We start from the raw sequence: 14,931 nt of genomic DNA on the forward strand, positions 1-14,931 counted from the left end.
TCTACTAGCTTTGGCATCGGTAATGGCTATATGCTTCTATTCGATTTGCAATGGAGCATGGTCAGATCAAAAACGTCGCCGACTTGCCTCGGTGTAAAAAGAAGGGCTGCTAAGTGGAAGCGGAGAAACATTCACTCTCCGGGTGATTATCCAAATTTTATTCTCACAATATGGCTTGGTCATGCAAGCGAAGGAATGCAGATGTTTCTTAAGTATCAAAGTGTGGTATTCGGCGTATTAACCCCAACGATCTGCGCAGCCGAAACAGTGAGTGGAGCAAGTCCTCGATATGAGTTGGACATGTTTTCTCTTATTTCATTCGGCTTGGCAATTGCTGCGCTTATACTTTCAGTTTTTATGGCTTGGCTTTCATGGCAGTTTTATGTTAAGTCAACGCAGGCATCCGACAAGACAAATGAAACGGTTACAAAGATAGAAACACTCGTCGCTGGTGTACAGGTAAATATAACTGAAATCGTTCAGCGTGCCGTTAGTTACTGGATAGATAGCGGCGGCGGAGATGGGCAGGTAGCCGAGAGTAAGCGTGAAGTATATGAACGGCTGAGCGAGTTGGAGCAGTCAATCCAAAATGCCGGAGTGGAAGACACGCAACAACTTCTTCAAGAGGTTTCCGCTCTAAAAAACCAGCTTGACGAGTTGGGGCGCGGGATAAGAGAAAGTCAGATAAAGTCGCTATTTCCAAATATTGATGCCGACGCACCTGCAATGAAGTATTATCAAGAAACAACTAGCTCAGACGAGTTTGAGCAGAGCGGCATGGTAAGAATACAAGTTTTAAGACCTACCAGAATTGCGACCGCAGGGATTAAATTCAATCCATCTTTTCAATCCATTCCTGTTGTATCCGCAACGCTTGTGCTCTCTCCATATGATGATTCATCTATAATATCAGCTAAGCCTGGGACGCCCAGCATGCGTGGATGCAATCTTCATTTGAACTCTAGCTCAAATCTAAAAGTAGGCGAGTACGTTTTTGAGTTTGTGGCAAAAGCAAACTAAGGCCCAAGGGTACAACGGTGAGCGGCCAAAAGGGCTGAGCTCTAAATCGGGCGGCGTAAATGCCGCCCTTTCAAAGATGTAGTTTATTAGGTAAATACAGGCCGTATGGATACGGGGGTATTCTCAAAATTTGCAACTCGTGTCAGGGCTGAAACCACAACGAAGTGGCCGTAAAACTCATGAATTACTGAAATGGACGATTGAAACTCATCTGGCTCTGCAGAACTTAAAAAATCAGTGCCCATGATTTTAACTTTATAAATATCATGACTGTACCCTTTAACATCTTTAATTCTGAAGTTCAAGACTTCCTCAATGGGCCCTCCGCTCAAGAGGTGGGTTTTCCAGTACCCCTTCATTGCCTTTAAATACTCATGGGAGCCGTCGGAGCTTTGTTCGTCAAGATTCATATAAAGATGTTGCACTCTATAGCTTTCGGGGTTGATTTTTTTCTTTGTCTTTTTATATAGAACGCCGTGAGTAAGGCAGTCAAAGAAAGAATTTAGTCTCTCAGAATCAACCGAAAATCGATACCCACGAGGTTGCTTGGTTAGATCCTTGAATATTTTATTGAATAATGTTTGATTGTTATGCATCAATTGAGGCTTAACGCTGGATTCAAAAACCTCTGCTGCATTGCTTGGCTCATCGGATATGCAGTTCACACAAATATTGGCAAGGGCATATATGTCATCCTTTGTTTTTTCATTATTGTGCACCTTGCATGACTTTACCGTCATTAGGTTTACTTTTTTAGAGTCTGGAAAAAATGACTGTGGCGGAATATGCTCTTTGGTGTTTGCATGACTTTCACAGCCGGGAAAATAACATCTAGCCATAAGAACTCTCTATATTCAATGGGTATTGACTGTTCAACATCAATTGGGATCTTAGCTGGATTCATTGCGGAGAGATACCTCAAGTTGCTTAGCGTTCTTAAAAAGTATTAGAGCGTGGCGTAGCGATAGTCTGACTACTAGCTGTTAATCGAAACCACTTCTCAAGGCGCCATCCGTTTCTAAGCGGTAACGGTCCTCTCCAATCACCGCTTCGGGTCGATAGCGCTTCGACGAAGACAACTATTAGCCACGCCACATCCCGTGAAGCTGAGACAGTAAAGGGGGAAGTCTTCCCAGCCAAGAGTAAGGTAACTGCGACCCGAAGCTGACGTGACCATTCCCAATTTAGCATTAGCACATTTGGAAACCGCTACGTAGGGCTCCATCGCCTCTCACTCGGTACGGGTGTTTCTAGGACACCACATTGAGAATGCAGGTTCTGGAATATGTTCTACTCTCACCAAATGGAAGCAAAAAGCCATCAAGGAGAAGCCCCATGAGAGCCCCATTGCTTGTAGCAGCAGTCCTTGCCACCACTGGTTGCGTCACCGACCGCATGACCGACCCTGCAATTGTCACAGTCATCGACCACAAAGCTAAATTCGTCACCGTCACGACTACCGCCGATCGCCGAATATTTGTCGTAAATAACACCACTAACCGCACCTGTGGAGAACCGCCAGCAGGTGTGGCGGAGAATGTGGGGGCGTCGCTGAGCAATAGCCTTACGGCTGCGGTGAAAGCAGGGGGAACCCAGCCACAAGTGAGCAATAACTTCGCGGAAAGCGCAGCAAAAACAGTCGTGAACGTCGCGCAGAAAACGCAGGGGATGATGCTTTATGAGGCAATGGCATCAGGCTTATGCATGGCCTATGCAAATGAAAATACCATCTCGCCTGCCGACTATACAAGAATGATCAACAAGGCTGCCGAAATGGCGGCGGTACTCATTGCACAAGAATTAAATCTAACAAAAGGTGTTGTTGGGCCCAATGAAAAACCTTTGGGCCCAGTGGTGGAGCTAGGGAGCAGCGACGCAACCCCTAACATTCTCCAGAGCACCAATCCTAACGTGACGAATACCACTACGGCGACGGCTGTCGCGTCAGGCGCAGCGGCAACATCAGTTGCAACCAACGGTAACCAAACGGCAGTGAAGGCAACAGCGGACGCGATCACCCAAGCCACGCCTGCGAATGCATCGCTTGAGCAGCGAAAAGAGATTGTCAACGCTGCCACGGCAGCGTCGGTCTCCCAAGCTACTGGCGATTCTGGAAAAGGTCAGCGGGCCGCAGACAGGGCCACAACCGTGTTTGAGGCAAGCGTCGGTTCATCTTCCACCGAAGTAGATGTAGGAAAGGTGGTTAGAGATATTAAGGCAATTATGGGAGGTTCGTAACACAAGCGAACGACTCCTGATGCTTGGGCAAGAGGACATTTTCAAGTATGCCAACGCTTTTTTTGGCATCGAGATTCAAAACAAACACTCTACTATCGATAATTTTTACAATTACTCAAGCCCCCAATAGAGAAAAAATAGTGAACAGACTTGAGGAACGAATCAGGGATTTCCTGGCGATCAACCTAAACACAATCGAATCAGATCTAATTCTTATTCGTAAAGAATATAGGTTACCCAACAGCCTCGGCTCGGGCGGGAGCATAGACATCCTTGCAAAGGACAGCCTCGGCCACTACGTAATTATAGAAATCAAAAGAAGTGATCAAGCAGCGAGGGCCGCCTTACATGAGCTAACAAAATATGTAGCGTTGCTTCGATCCTCCTTAGGGGTTCCTGCTGAAAAAATTCGAGCTCTATTAATCTCAACCGAATGGAAAGAGCTAGCGGTCCCATTTTCTGAATACCAGAACACATGCGAAGTTCCGACGGCTGGATACGTCATTTCAGCGACTAATACCGGCGAGGTCGTCAGCTGCACTAAATTCTCTCCAGTTCATTTAGAGAGCGGACTATCTATCAGTAGGCAGCAAAGCCTTATATTATATAAGAGCGTAGCAAAAAGAAACAAAGGGGTTGATATTGTTGTAAGTGCTGCACTGCAGTCGCAATTATCAGACTTTGTAATCCTGGTAGCGGACTATAAGGGAAGTGACAGTGAAATCATTTATCCTCACGGCATATATTTTGGTTTCTCTTCGCCGATCTCAAACCCAGAAACCGAAGAGTCCAAGCTGATAATGCAATCGTTAGCATGGGATGAAGATTTGGATGATCTTGATGAGAACTTTCTTTGCGCGTTGATGGACAATATTAGCGGTCACGATACTGTAGAAATCGGTTATCCTGAAAAGCTCAAGCTGATGGACGAGTTGGGCTGGTCAATTGCAGTGGCTGCGCGAAGCGGACGCTACCAAAAAAATATTGATCTGCTGCCTGATGACCAGCTTATATCTGAATTCACAAAAGCAGAAGGAGGTGCTACTTATTATCTTTATGGCACCTCGTCCCCTAAATATCCACCCAGCTGGAATAAATTTAAAAACGATATTTTTTTGATTCTCATGGGAAGCGAAAAATGGGTATCCTTTTTTGAGGCGTTGATAAGGGAGGTAGAAGCTGACTCATCCGGCCCGACAATATCAATTCACCTCTACAATCCCGTAAATATATTGATTGGGCTGGCTAAAATCTTCGGTGAAAATGATTTCAGATACCAACCGGGCTTCCAATTAGTACTTTCAGGCGAGAGGCAGACAATCGTATATTTAGGCCAGTTAGCTTGGGACGGTATAAAATCAAAGATCAGTGCTGCCGAATGGATTGAGAGCTCATACGATTCGGTAGAAGATTACTTCGTAATGCTCGCCTTTGGCGAACAGCATCACCGGGAAAGTTTGGCATGCAATATTCTAGGAATTGAATACGAGGTTTATAAAATCATAAATCCAGGAAAGGTGGACGAAAGTGTATTCCGGGCCACACTAAAAGATGGTCGAATTGTTTCGAGTTCTTTTTCGAATAATGACCCATTAACTTTAAATGACTTTTCCAGCTCGCACAAAGAATTCGGCAGGGAGCTGGTCGAAGTTGTAAAGGGCTGCTCCATGGGACTTCTAAAATAAGAGGGTTACACACTTGGATTACGATCAAGATCCCCTGAATTTACGAGTCTGCAACCGCTAGGGAGGATGTCAATGGACGAAAGATACCCTCAATTAACGCTTACCCCCATCGAATTTGAGCGACATGTACGCTCCATGCTCGATGCGATGGGGAACTCGCTTCTCGACTATCGATCGGAGCACCGAGAGGTTATCCCTGGCGTAGACGGTGACTACGAAATCGACGTATCAGCTCGATTCGCTTACCTGGGGATGGAGTTTTTGGTCCTTGTTGAGTGTAAACACTACAAGAATCCAGTGAAACGGGAGACGCTCCAAGCCCTTTACGACAAAATGCATTCAGTGGGAGCTCAGAAGTGCGCTGTATTCACGACGTCTGGTTTTCAATCCGGCGCCCTGAAATATGCGAAAGTGCATAAAATCGCTACGGTAAAAGTCGTGGATGGCCGGAGCGTGTATTTCACCAAATCGTTCGGGAGTGAACCGGTTGAACCGCCGCCGTGGGCGAAGCTTCCGCCTGTTTCCGGATGGCTAATTGATGACAACCGTTATTCAGTCGTTTCTGAGGAGCACGGGGAATATCTCAAACGTTACCTTTTTGATGACGAGCAGACGTAGTTCTGGCTGACAGATCGAGGCGTTCTAAACCATGGTAACGGCGGCAACCGTTGTCTTGGTAAATCAATGGCAAACTGGACGCTGCGCCATTCGCTGTGCCCCTCCTTATGGAATGGCCAAGGCGTCCTGAGGCACAACACTCGTTACCTTTGGTGGCGTTGAGTGCACTAGTGCCATGCCCCTTCCTTACGATGCTCAGTCAAATTACACGGTGAATGAAACCTCTAGACGGACACACAAAGAGATCACTGACCAATGCTAGTCTCCGCTCTCTTTGGGGTCGATTGCAGAAGCTCGTGCCAGGTGCGATTAGCCACCCACCATGCCTCGACTCACGATAAAACAAAAAACTAGGCGTAAACGTTTTATAAAGACCCCTAGCCGTGTTGGGCATCAATGGTTCACCTCACCATCGCAGATCAACTTCGATTGCCTGAAAATCTAACTGCCCTGATGACCGTCTAACCTTTCATTCGTGACGTTGCACACCAACTCGACACGTCTACAAGCTGCCCCATCCAGTCTTCTCTAAATCTGATTAAAAGCCCCAATCCGCCAAACACCTAAAACTGCGCACACCATCTCCCAACGGCGCAGCCCCATGAACCCACTCCACATCTTCAAACCCGGCACCCACACTGCCCAATGCGGCACCACCTACAACTTCACCGAAGCCGACCTGGCCGCCACCGTCACCGCCTACAACCCGTCGCTCCACGAAGCCCCCCTGGTCATTGGCCACCCACAACACGACGCCCCGGCCGCAGGCTGGGTCAAATCCCTGTCCGCCACCGCCCACGGCCTCATCGCCGAACCCCAACAAATCGACGCCTCCTTCGCCGAGCAAATCGCCAAGGGCAGCTACAAAAAAATCTCCGCGTCCTTCTACCACCCAACCGCAGCCAACAACCCCGCGCCCGGCGTCTACTACCTGCGCCACGTCGGCTTCCTCGGCGCCCAACCGCCAGCCGTCAAAGGCCTGCGCCCCATCGAACTGGCCGAAGGTGAACCCGGCATCATCGAATTCAGCGAAGGCGGCCTACAACCCACGTCCTGCGCCGCTGCATTAGAAGCAGAGAACAAACGCCTAAAAGCCGAACTCGCCCAACGCGAAAACGCCGCCCGTATCACCGCCCAACAAACCCTCCACAGCGCCAGTGTCGCCTACGCCGAACAACTGGTCGCCGCCGGCATGAAGCCGCTGCACGCCCCAATCGTCATTGCCGCCCTCGACGCCGTGCAATCCGGCACAACCCCCTTGGAGTTCGGCGAGGGCGACCAACGCCAGCCCCTAAGCGTCGGCCTCAAAACCCTCTTCAACGACCTGACCAACCCCGTCAGCTTCACCGAAGTCGCCACCAAGGCCCGCACCGGCCAACCCAATGCCGCCCCCACCAATCCTTTACTCGCCGATGCCGCCGCCCGCGCCCAACGCTAGGAACCCCCATGGCCACCTTCAACCAACCCAAAGACCTGGGCGACTTACTGCTGCTCCAAGTCAGCCCCGGCTGGACCAAAAGCAACGTCACCATGCTCGCCGGCACCGACTACCCACTCGGTCAGGTACTCGCCAAAGTCGCCGGCAAATACCAAGCCCTCGATCCTGCTGGCAACGGCGCCGCAAAAAAAGCCGCCGCCGTTCTGGCCGAGCGCGTAGACGCCACGGCTGGCGATCAACCCGGCGTGGTCATCGCCCGCGGCGCCGTCCTTGCCATAGCGCACTTGGTCTGGCCCGTCGGCATCACCCCAGCCCAGCAAGCCGTCGCCCTCGACGAACTCAACGCCCTGGGCATCGTCGCCCGCGCCACCCTCTAACCGGAGCCAGCCATGAACCTGCCAGACCTGTTCAGCGTCGCCAACCTCACCGCCGCCGTAAACAAACTCCCGGCCATCCCCGGCAAGGTCGGCGCCATGGGCCTGTTCGATGAAAAAGGCGTCACCAGCACCAGCGTCATCATCGACGAACGCGAAGGCCGCTTGGTGCTCGTGCCCAACACCTCACGCAACGACGACCCGGCGCCGCTCGAAGGCCGCAAACGCAAACGCCGTACCTTCGAAACCCTGCACCTGCCGGTCAGCAGCTCCATCCTGCCCAGCCAGCTACAAGGCATCGCCGCCTTCGGCCAGGAAAGCGCCACCGCGCCCGTTGTCACCGTCGTCAACGACCACCTGCAAGAACTGAAAAACAGCATTGAAGCCACCCGCGAATTCCAGCGCGTCGGCGCATTGCGCGGCCAACTGCTGGACGCCGACGGCTCGCTGCTGACCAACCTGTTCGACGAATTCAACGTCAAACAAAAGAAGGTCACCGTCGCCCTCAGCAACCCCGACACCAACGTGCGCAAAGCCTGCCTCGACGCCAAGCGCCACGCCGAATCCAAACTCGGCGGCGTCATGGTCACCGGCTTTCGCGCTTTTTGTGGGCCAGACTGGTTCGACGCCTTCACCGACCACGCCAAGGTCAAAGAAGCCTTCGCCCACTACCAGGCGGCCCAAGATCGTCTCGGCGGTGACATGCGCTCGGGCTTCACCTTCGGCGGCATCGAGTACATCGAATACGACGTCACCGTCAGCGGCCAACGCTTCATCCCGGCCGACATCGCCCAGGTCTTTCCCGTCGCCCGCGGTGTGTTCCGCCTGTTCAACGCCCCGGCCAACTACAACGAGACCGTCAACACCTTGGGCCAGGCGTTCTACAGCAAAGCCGAGCCGCGCAAGATGGGCAAAGGCTGGGACCTGGAAGCCCAGGCCAACCCCTTGGCCATGTGCTTGTTTCCCGAAGCCCTCGTCGAACTGAAGGCGGGCTGAGCCATGCGCTACTGCACCCGCGCCGACCTCGGCAACGCCATCCCCCTGATGACGCTCACCCAGCTCTCCAACGACGACCCGGCCGCCACCGCGCCGAACGAAAGCGTCATCGACGACGGCGTGCGTCAGGCCCAGGAACTGGTCGACGGCTACCTGCGCGGCCGCTATCAACTGCCGCTCGACCCGGTGCCCACCGTCCTGCGCGATGCCGTGGTCTACCTGGCCCGGCACTGGCTCTACCAACGCCGCCCCGAGGGCGCCTTGCCCGACGCCGTGAAGGACAGCCGCAAAGACACCCTCAAGCTGCTGGAAAACATCCGCGACGGCGTCATCACCCTCGGCACACCCACCGGTCAAGTCGTGCCAGAGCCGGGCGAAATCCGCGTGCGCGCTCGCCCACAACAATTCGGCGCCGAACAGTGGAGCCGTTATTAATGACCCCGCCCAAAACCCCAACCGAACAACTGCTCGACGCCATGCTCGCCCGGCTACAAGCCAACCTCAGCAGCGAACTGATGATCGAGCTGTTCCCCGAAAACCCGTTGCAATACCGACTCAACCATCCCCGCGGCGCCGTCTTGCTCACCTACGGCAAATCCACGTTCGGCCAGTCAGAAAGCACCGACGCCTGTTTCCAAGCGCGTCACCTGGTACTGCGCCTCACGTTGGTGTTCCGCCAACTCAATGGCAAAGACGGCATCGTCAGTCACCTTGACCGCACCCGCGCCTGCCTCACCGGCTGGTACCCGCCGCACGCCGACCAAGCCTGTCGTCCCGTGTCCGAACATTTTATCGGCCACCAAAGCGGCGTCTGGCAGTACGCCCAAGACTTCACCACCCGCACCCCACACCTGCAAACCCTTGTCGCCGAAAACGGACCGCGACTGACCTTAGCCCAATTCCAGGAGCACCCATGAAACTCACCACGTACCGCTACGCTGGGCCACCCAGTTGCGCCTCTCTACGCGTCGGCAAAACCGGCGAACGCCTCGAAGTCCTCCTGCACCCAGGCCAACCGGTCAGCATGCCGGCCGATCACGAATACACCCGCGTCCTATTGGCCCTCAAACACTTGCATCCGCTATACGCCAACCCTCTGCCGATGGGCTTGCCCGTAAAGGCAGCAACACAATCAATATCCGCCGCTAAGGAATAACCCATGCCCGCTAACTACTTGCACGGCATCGAAACCACCGAAGTCGAACGCGGCCCCAGATCCATCCGCGTGGTCAAATCCGCCGTCATCGCCGTGATCGGTACGGCGCCCACCGGCCCCATCAACGAACTGACCCTATGCCTTAACGACACCCACGCCACCCAGTTCGGCCCACACATGACAGGCTTCTCCATCCCCGAAGCCCTGCAAGGCGTCTTCGACTTCGGCGCCGGCACGGTACTGGTCGTCAACGTGCTCGATCCCACCATCCACAGCACCACCGTGGCCGAGCAAGACAAACAGTTTGCCTCCAACGATCGATTGCAACTGGAACACGGCGCCCTGCAAACGCTGCAAATAAAATCCGCCGACGGATTGGTCACCTACCTGGAAAGCACTGACTACAAAGTCGACAGGCCCACAGGCCACATCAGGCGCCTGCCGACCGGCAACATTGCCGCCAATGCCCAGATCAAAGTGGACTACACCCACGCCGATCCCAGCAAAGTCACCGCGACGGACATCATCGGCGCCGTCAACGCTGCCGGGCGGCGCACCGGCCTGAAAGCCTTCCAAGACAGCTATAACCAACTGGGCTTCTTTCCTAAAATCTTCATTGCCCCAGGCTTCAGCACCTTGAAAGAAGTGACCGCCGAACTGGGCGCCTCAGCCGGCCAGGTCGGCGGCATTGCCTACATCGACGCGCCCATCGGCACCACCGTGCAGCAGGTATTGGCCGGCCGCGGGCCAGCGGGCGCCATTAACTTCAACACCAGCAGCGACCGTGTTCGATTGTGCTTCCCCCACATCAAAGTCCACGACGCCGTCAACGGCGAACGCCTGCAACCGTTGTCCATCCGCGCCGCCGGCCTGCGCGCCAAAGTCGACAACGACCATGGCTATTGGTGGAGCAGCTCCAACCAGGAACTGATCGTCGTCATCGGCCTAGAGCGACCGCTAACCGCCCGGGTCGATGACTCACACAGCGAAGTCAACCTGCTCAACGAAAACGGCATCACCACCGTCTTCAACGCCTTCGGCACCGGCCTGCGCCTGTGGGGCAACCGCACCGCGGCCTGGCCCAGCGTCACCCACATGCGCAACTTCGAAAACGTGCGCCGCACCAAAGACGTCGTCGACGAATCCATCCGCTACAGCGCGCTGCAGTTCGTCGATCAACCGCTCACCACCTCGCTCATCACCAGCATCACCGAAAGCGTCAACCTGTTCCTGCGCAAACTCATCGGCGACGGCGCCTTGCTCGGCGGCGAATGCTGGTACGACCCGGCCCGCAATCCCCAAACCGAACTGGAACAAGGCCACGCGCTGTTCAACTACAAACTCACCGTACCGCCGCCCTTTGAACGCGGCACCTTCGAAACCGAAATCACTGGGCAATACCTGGTCAACTTGGGAGCTGCATAAATGGCAGGCTTTAGCGCACACCGTATTTCCAATGCCAACGTCTACCTCGATGGCACCAGCTTCTTCGGCAAATGCGAAGAGATAGACCTGGGCAGCATCAAAACCGTGGCGAGCGACTTTCAAGGGCTGGGCATGGTCGGGCTGATCGAGCTGCCGGATGGCATCGATAAGCTGGAAGGGAAGATCACTTGGAACAGCCTGTACTTCGAGGCGGCCAAGAAGCTGGTGACGCCGTTCAAGAGCGTGCAGTTGCAATGCCGTTCCAACGTTCAGGTGTTCAACAACGGGGGGCTGGTGAATGAGATTCCGCTGGTCACGACTATGACCATTACTGGCAAGGAGTATCAGTTGGGTACGCACAAACCGCGTGACCCTACCAAGTACGAGACGCCGTTTTCAGCGACGTATGTGCGGCAGATGATCAATGGGGATGAGGTGGTGTTGCTGGATTATCTGGCGAACATTTTTCGGGTGGGTGGGGAGGATCAGTTGACTAAGTACCGAAAGAACATTGGTCAGTTTTAGCTAACAAAGCTTCCTCTGCGCTAGTCAGGGCGGGCAGCGTCTCATGAAGCCAAAGCGGCAGCCGATATCTAGCCTCAGTGAATCATTACAGGACGATAATGGATGGCTGACTCATCGTGGTGGCAGACCGCAGCGGCTTCACTGTTGACCGCTGCTTTTACCCTTGTCGGTACAAATTTTCAGCAAGCTCACCAAGATGAGCGAGTGGACAGGGCGAAATTTCTGGACGGCGCCCAAGCCACGGCGCAAGAAACCAGCCGTCTGTTGTACGATGGCTACAATGCGCTCGATAAGTTATTAAAAGAAACGGATCAGAAAGGCTGGGGGGAGTTTTCTAAAGGGCCGTGGCATGAGTACATGCAATTCCAACGAGGCTGGCGTCAGCAACTGATCGCCGAACATTTCAAATTGTCGCGCTACTTTGGCAAAAACATGGCAAATGAACTGGTTCATATCGATGAAATCGACATCAACCCTGTAAACAATAACTCCTCCCCAAATCCTTGCTCGCCGCCGGGAGACGACAAGAATTATGATGTAGAAAAACTCTCCGGCCAAATCGAATGTCATGTTCGATTTGCAATATTAAAGCAAGATATCATTAATGAAGATATTAAAGACGGAAAAACCAAAGGGTTATTTGACGCGCTAGAATCTAAGCGCAACACCGAAGAGAACGCCTCAAACCTACTACAGCACTATGATAGATTTACGGTTAGCTATCTAAGAAGACTGGATGCAACGTTAACCGAGTTAGGGGCTTCGAAGGTCACTGTCATACCGAGCAAATCATAGTGAGGGGGGAGTGAGCATCAGTTGGGGAGGTATACAAAAATATTGGATACTTTGATTTAGGCCGCCCCCCCGGAGCGACCTAGAAGTTTCACCAACACCACTAAACGTTGTGTACCACCATTAGATGATCGCCTGTTTGGTTGGCACAACTCATCATCCTCAATTTTTGCGCCACCTAGTAATAACCGAAGAAATTTTCGGGCCATAAGAAGGAAGGTAGACGGCTGCGGATAAAATCAGCTTCTGCTTGATAACCCCGAGCCTCAAGCTCACGCACAAATACTGGCCAGGGTGGAATGTTGCTCATATAGACATTACTTGAGGAGGTGGACAGCCCGCCTCCTAGCGAGGTCGACAGTCCGCCGTACTGCGAGGTAGAAAGACCTCCATACTGCGAGGTAGACAATCCGCCATACTGAGACCTTGATAGGCCTCCATACTGTGATGTGGATAGACCTCCGTACTGTGAGGTAGACATACCTCCATACTGGGACCTAGACATACCGCCATATTGTGAAGTCGACATTCCGCCGTACTGAGATGTAGACATCCCCCCGTACTGTGATGTGGACAAACCGCCGCCTTGTTTGGTGCTCATATTTCGCGGCCACAACTTCATGTTTGGGATTATCGGTCTAGGCATTATTTTTCTTCCTCTGTGGGTGAAAAATCGGATCTCAAAACACTCACCGTGAGAGTGACGCTGACACGGCAATGCGAAAAATTCTCGGTCGTGACGATGCTGAAGTAGTTTTCCTCAGCTTAGCACCGGCGAATGCTATGGCTATCCGGTCAGCTCTATAGATCCAACGCAGCAGCCTGTTTCCCTACCTCGCGTGCCGACAGTAACCTATGTGTAGTCCGCTGAAAATAAACCCAGCGTATTCGGCTACGACTTCTACACTCGACCGGACAGACACCTATATTCGTTAGTCAGTTTTCGCCTTTGATTCAGATAGTCCCGACAGGAAAGCCATCGATGGACGAGCAGCTTGAGGATGTCGAGGAAAGGCTGGTTTCAGTTGGTTGGGCTATTTTCTCCGGCCAAGGCTCAACGGTGGATATTCTTCAAGATCAGGTGATGCAAATCGCCCAACAGCTAGGGTCACCTCGGCCTAGCCGCAAGGGCGGACAATTTGTAGATCACCTCCGACCCACTAGCGTCAACGCGGCGAAACCGAAATCCCTAAGTGCTCTCTATGGTGTTGGGACATTTCCATGGCATACCGATGGGGCACATTGGCCGGTTCCTCCCCGTTACTTGGTCTTGGCTTGTGTGCAAGCCGCAGTTAAGACGGCACCGACTAAGGTCTGGGATGCACGCCGAAGCCTTGCGTTGAACAATCCGGCGGCGCAGCGAGCAAATTTCAGGGTTTGCAATGGTGCTCATAGTTTCTACGCAACGGCCACCAGTCCGCTGCAACCTTTCTATCGCTATGATCCCGGCTGTATGACACCTCTGGACCCAAGCGCTCGGCATTTGCAGGATGCGATAAAAGACGAAGGCATCTGGATCTCAGATCAAATTATATGGAAGCCTGGATTGATCGCGGTAATCGACAACTGGCGATGCCTACATCGACGTGAGAACGCCACACAGGATAGTGCCCGCTACCTTCTTCGCACGACGGTAATGGAATGACGATGAACGATGGGGGAAAAATGGACAAGCATTCAAAATCCGCACCGAGCAAGCATGAATCGGTGGCGCTGTCCGCAGACGCACTTTTTGCGAAGTCCCGAGTTTTCGCACATCGAGCACTGAAAGCCAAAGATGGCGCGGACCATGATGTCTTCCAGATGTGGGCCGCCTTGGCATTGGAGCTGTTAGCAAAGGCATCACTCGCAAAAATTCACCCCTGCCTTGTTGTTGATTCTGTCAACCCAAACAGCCTTCTTGAAGCGTGCGGATTTAATACCAATACCGTAGTGAAGACGGTGGATGCTAACGTTGTTTTCGCTCGGCTTAAGCACACAGTTCCGAATTTTGGCACTCCCAATGCCGAGGCGTGCAGACGCATATCGGCGCGTCGAAATGCGGAACTTCATTCAGGTCAGGCGGCCTTCTCTGGAATGGCGTTGGAGGCGTGGGAAGGGGAATTCTGGAGCGCCGCACAGCTTATTTTGATATCCATGGCGTTGGATTTGGAAGCCTGGGTAGGCGCAGAGTCTCTAGTTCCTTTGGAGTTACTGAAGCACCTTCGTGACATTAAAATCCAAGCAACTCGACAAAGGATTGCCGATGCGAAGGCGACGTTTTTTAAAGATCACACCAAAAAGGAGTTGGAGGCACTTCAGATTGCGGCAAGAAGCTTAAGCAGCGTTTCATACCTCGGCAACTTTCGCTATTACTTAGATCATCATTGGCAACAGATCTGCCCCGCGTGCGCCTGCACCGGTTTTTTAGGAGGCGATCGAGCTGATGAGGAAGTGGTTGATCAAGACTTCAGCTCTGGTTACGAAACGGTAAATCAGTACTTCTCTCCAATGGAGTTTTACTGCCCTACTTGCCAACTACACCTTGAGGGTGAGGAAGCGTTGCACGAAGCTGACCTTGCCGAGGATTACTCCGAAGAGATCGAGCGAGAAATGGAGTACGAGCCGGATTATGGAAATGACTGAGCTTATTTGTATAAATACCGTTTGCTCAGTACAAATTTC

Annotated in this window: 16 protein-coding genes; 15 read left to right on the plus strand and 1 reads right to left on the minus strand. The window is 52.9% G+C overall.

Annotated features, from left to right (window positions below; all coding sequences use genetic code 11):
- The first annotated feature begins 201 nt into the window (after positions 1-201).
- On the plus strand, positions 202-1,020 hold the full coding sequence (locus AC3A5O_RS07770; RefSeq protein WP_487753047.1) for a hypothetical protein: 819 nt from the start codon (positions 202-204) through the stop codon (positions 1,018-1,020).
- An 86-nt stretch (positions 1,021-1,106) separates the two neighbouring features.
- Here the strand turns inward: AC3A5O_RS07770 and AC3A5O_RS07775 are convergent, their stop codons facing one another.
- Positions 1,107-1,859 (minus strand): hypothetical protein, encoded by a 753-nt coding sequence (locus tag AC3A5O_RS07775; protein WP_487753048.1) that lies wholly within the window; start codon positions 1,857-1,859, stop codon positions 1,107-1,109.
- A gap of 496 nt (positions 1,860-2,355) precedes the next feature.
- On the opposite strand from AC3A5O_RS07775, the gene AC3A5O_RS07780 reads away from it, so the two are divergent.
- The 14 genes from AC3A5O_RS07780 to AC3A5O_RS07845 all read left to right on the plus strand — a co-directional run bounded on the left by AC3A5O_RS07780 (position 2,356) and on the right by AC3A5O_RS07845 (position 14,892).
- Positions 2,356-3,258 carry a hypothetical protein gene (locus AC3A5O_RS07780; RefSeq protein WP_487753049.1) on the plus strand — a complete coding sequence of 301 codons (903 nt, stop codon included), beginning with the start codon at positions 2,356-2,358 and terminating at the stop codon, positions 3,256-3,258.
- Between the two features lie 47 nt (positions 3,259-3,305).
- Positions 3,306-4,943, plus strand: a complete 1,638-nt coding sequence (locus AC3A5O_RS07785) for an endonuclease NucS domain-containing protein (protein ID WP_487753050.1) — start codon at positions 3,306-3,308, stop codon at positions 4,941-4,943.
- A gap of 72 nt (positions 4,944-5,015) precedes the next feature.
- Complete coding sequence (locus AC3A5O_RS07790) at positions 5,016-5,561, plus strand: restriction endonuclease (protein ID WP_487753051.1); 546 nt, start codon at positions 5,016-5,018, stop codon at positions 5,559-5,561.
- A gap of 601 nt (positions 5,562-6,162) precedes the next feature.
- A complete protein-coding gene (locus AC3A5O_RS07795) occupies positions 6,163-6,999 on the plus strand; it encodes a phage protease (RefSeq protein WP_487753052.1) in 837 nt (278 codons plus the stop codon).
- A gap of 8 nt (positions 7,000-7,007) precedes the next feature.
- Positions 7,008-7,376, plus strand: a complete 369-nt coding sequence (locus AC3A5O_RS07800) for a head decoration protein (RefSeq protein ID WP_487753053.1) — start codon at positions 7,008-7,010, stop codon at positions 7,374-7,376.
- A gap of 12 nt (positions 7,377-7,388) precedes the next feature.
- Positions 7,389-8,369: a major capsid protein gene (locus AC3A5O_RS07805; RefSeq protein WP_043042198.1), complete on the plus strand. Its 981-nt coding sequence runs from the start codon at positions 7,389-7,391 to the stop codon at positions 8,367-8,369.
- A 3-nt stretch (positions 8,370-8,372) separates the two neighbouring features.
- Positions 8,373-8,804, plus strand: coding sequence for a gp436 family protein (locus AC3A5O_RS07810; protein ID WP_487753054.1), 432 nt, complete (start codon positions 8,373-8,375; stop codon positions 8,802-8,804).
- Entirely contained in the window at positions 8,804-9,286 is a 483-nt protein-coding gene (locus tag AC3A5O_RS07815; RefSeq protein ID WP_487753055.1) for a Gp37 family protein, read from the plus strand. Before AC3A5O_RS07810 ends, AC3A5O_RS07815 begins: the two co-directional genes overlap by 1 nt.
- The gene (locus tag AC3A5O_RS07820) at positions 9,283-9,525 is read left to right on the plus strand and encodes a hypothetical protein (protein WP_487753056.1); all 243 of its coding nucleotides are present in this window, start codon (positions 9,283-9,285) and stop codon (positions 9,523-9,525) included. The genes AC3A5O_RS07815 and AC3A5O_RS07820 overlap by 4 nt, the downstream gene beginning before the upstream one ends.
- Positions 9,526-9,528: 3 nt before the next feature.
- Positions 9,529-10,950, plus strand: a complete 1,422-nt coding sequence (locus tag AC3A5O_RS07825; protein WP_487753057.1) for a phage tail sheath subtilisin-like domain-containing protein — start codon at positions 9,529-9,531, stop codon at positions 10,948-10,950.
- Positions 10,951-11,475: a phage major tail tube protein gene (locus AC3A5O_RS07830; protein ID WP_487753058.1), complete on the plus strand. Its 525-nt coding sequence runs from the start codon at positions 10,951-10,953 to the stop codon at positions 11,473-11,475.
- A gap of 102 nt (positions 11,476-11,577) precedes the next feature.
- On the plus strand, positions 11,578-12,270 hold the full coding sequence (locus AC3A5O_RS07835; RefSeq protein ID WP_487753059.1) for a hypothetical protein: 693 nt from the start codon (positions 11,578-11,580) through the stop codon (positions 12,268-12,270).
- A gap of 979 nt (positions 12,271-13,249) precedes the next feature.
- Positions 13,250-13,912 carry a TauD/TfdA family dioxygenase gene (locus AC3A5O_RS07840; protein WP_487753060.1) on the plus strand — a complete coding sequence of 221 codons (663 nt, stop codon included), beginning with the start codon at positions 13,250-13,252 and terminating at the stop codon, positions 13,910-13,912.
- Positions 13,909-14,892 (plus strand): hypothetical protein, encoded by a 984-nt coding sequence (locus tag AC3A5O_RS07845; protein ID WP_487753061.1) that lies wholly within the window; start codon positions 13,909-13,911, stop codon positions 14,890-14,892. The genes AC3A5O_RS07840 and AC3A5O_RS07845 overlap by 4 nt, the downstream gene beginning before the upstream one ends.
- Positions 14,893-14,931 lie beyond the last annotated feature (39 nt).

The sequence above is a fragment of the Pseudomonas sp. Soil_N_39 genome, from assembly GCF_057655955.1.

Coding starts and splice junctions, on each gene's coding strand:
- AC3A5O_RS07840 (WP_487753060.1), top strand. CDS start 13,250: ATGGACGAGCAGCTTGAGGATGTCGAGGAAAGGCTGGTTTCAGTTGGT.
- AC3A5O_RS07795 (WP_487753052.1), top strand. CDS start 6,163: ATGAACCCACTCCACATCTTCAAACCCGGCACCCACACTGCCCAATGC.
- AC3A5O_RS07820 (WP_487753056.1), top strand. CDS start 9,283: ATGAAACTCACCACGTACCGCTACGCTGGGCCACCCAGTTGCGCCTCT.
- AC3A5O_RS07835 (WP_487753059.1), top strand. CDS start 11,578: ATGGCTGACTCATCGTGGTGGCAGACCGCAGCGGCTTCACTGTTGACC.
- AC3A5O_RS07780 (WP_487753049.1), top strand. CDS start 2,356: ATGAGAGCCCCATTGCTTGTAGCAGCAGTCCTTGCCACCACTGGTTGC.
- AC3A5O_RS07790 (WP_487753051.1), top strand. CDS start 5,016: ATGGACGAAAGATACCCTCAATTAACGCTTACCCCCATCGAATTTGAG.
- AC3A5O_RS07845 (WP_487753061.1), top strand. CDS start 13,909: ATGACGATGAACGATGGGGGAAAAATGGACAAGCATTCAAAATCCGCA.
- AC3A5O_RS07825 (WP_487753057.1), top strand. CDS start 9,529: ATGCCCGCTAACTACTTGCACGGCATCGAAACCACCGAAGTCGAACGC.
- AC3A5O_RS07815 (WP_487753055.1), top strand. CDS start 8,804: ATGACCCCGCCCAAAACCCCAACCGAACAACTGCTCGACGCCATGCTC.
- AC3A5O_RS07805 (WP_043042198.1), top strand. CDS start 7,389: ATGAACCTGCCAGACCTGTTCAGCGTCGCCAACCTCACCGCCGCCGTA.
- AC3A5O_RS07810 (WP_487753054.1), top strand. CDS start 8,373: ATGCGCTACTGCACCCGCGCCGACCTCGGCAACGCCATCCCCCTGATG.
- AC3A5O_RS07785 (WP_487753050.1), top strand. CDS start 3,306: ATGCCAACGCTTTTTTTGGCATCGAGATTCAAAACAAACACTCTACTA.
- AC3A5O_RS07800 (WP_487753053.1), top strand. CDS start 7,008: ATGGCCACCTTCAACCAACCCAAAGACCTGGGCGACTTACTGCTGCTC.
- AC3A5O_RS07770 (WP_487753047.1), top strand. CDS start 202: ATGTTTCTTAAGTATCAAAGTGTGGTATTCGGCGTATTAACCCCAACG.
- AC3A5O_RS07775 (WP_487753048.1), bottom strand. CDS start 1,859: ATGGCTAGATGTTATTTTCCCGGCTGTGAAAGTCATGCAAACACCAAA.
- AC3A5O_RS07830 (WP_487753058.1), top strand. CDS start 10,951: ATGGCAGGCTTTAGCGCACACCGTATTTCCAATGCCAACGTCTACCTC.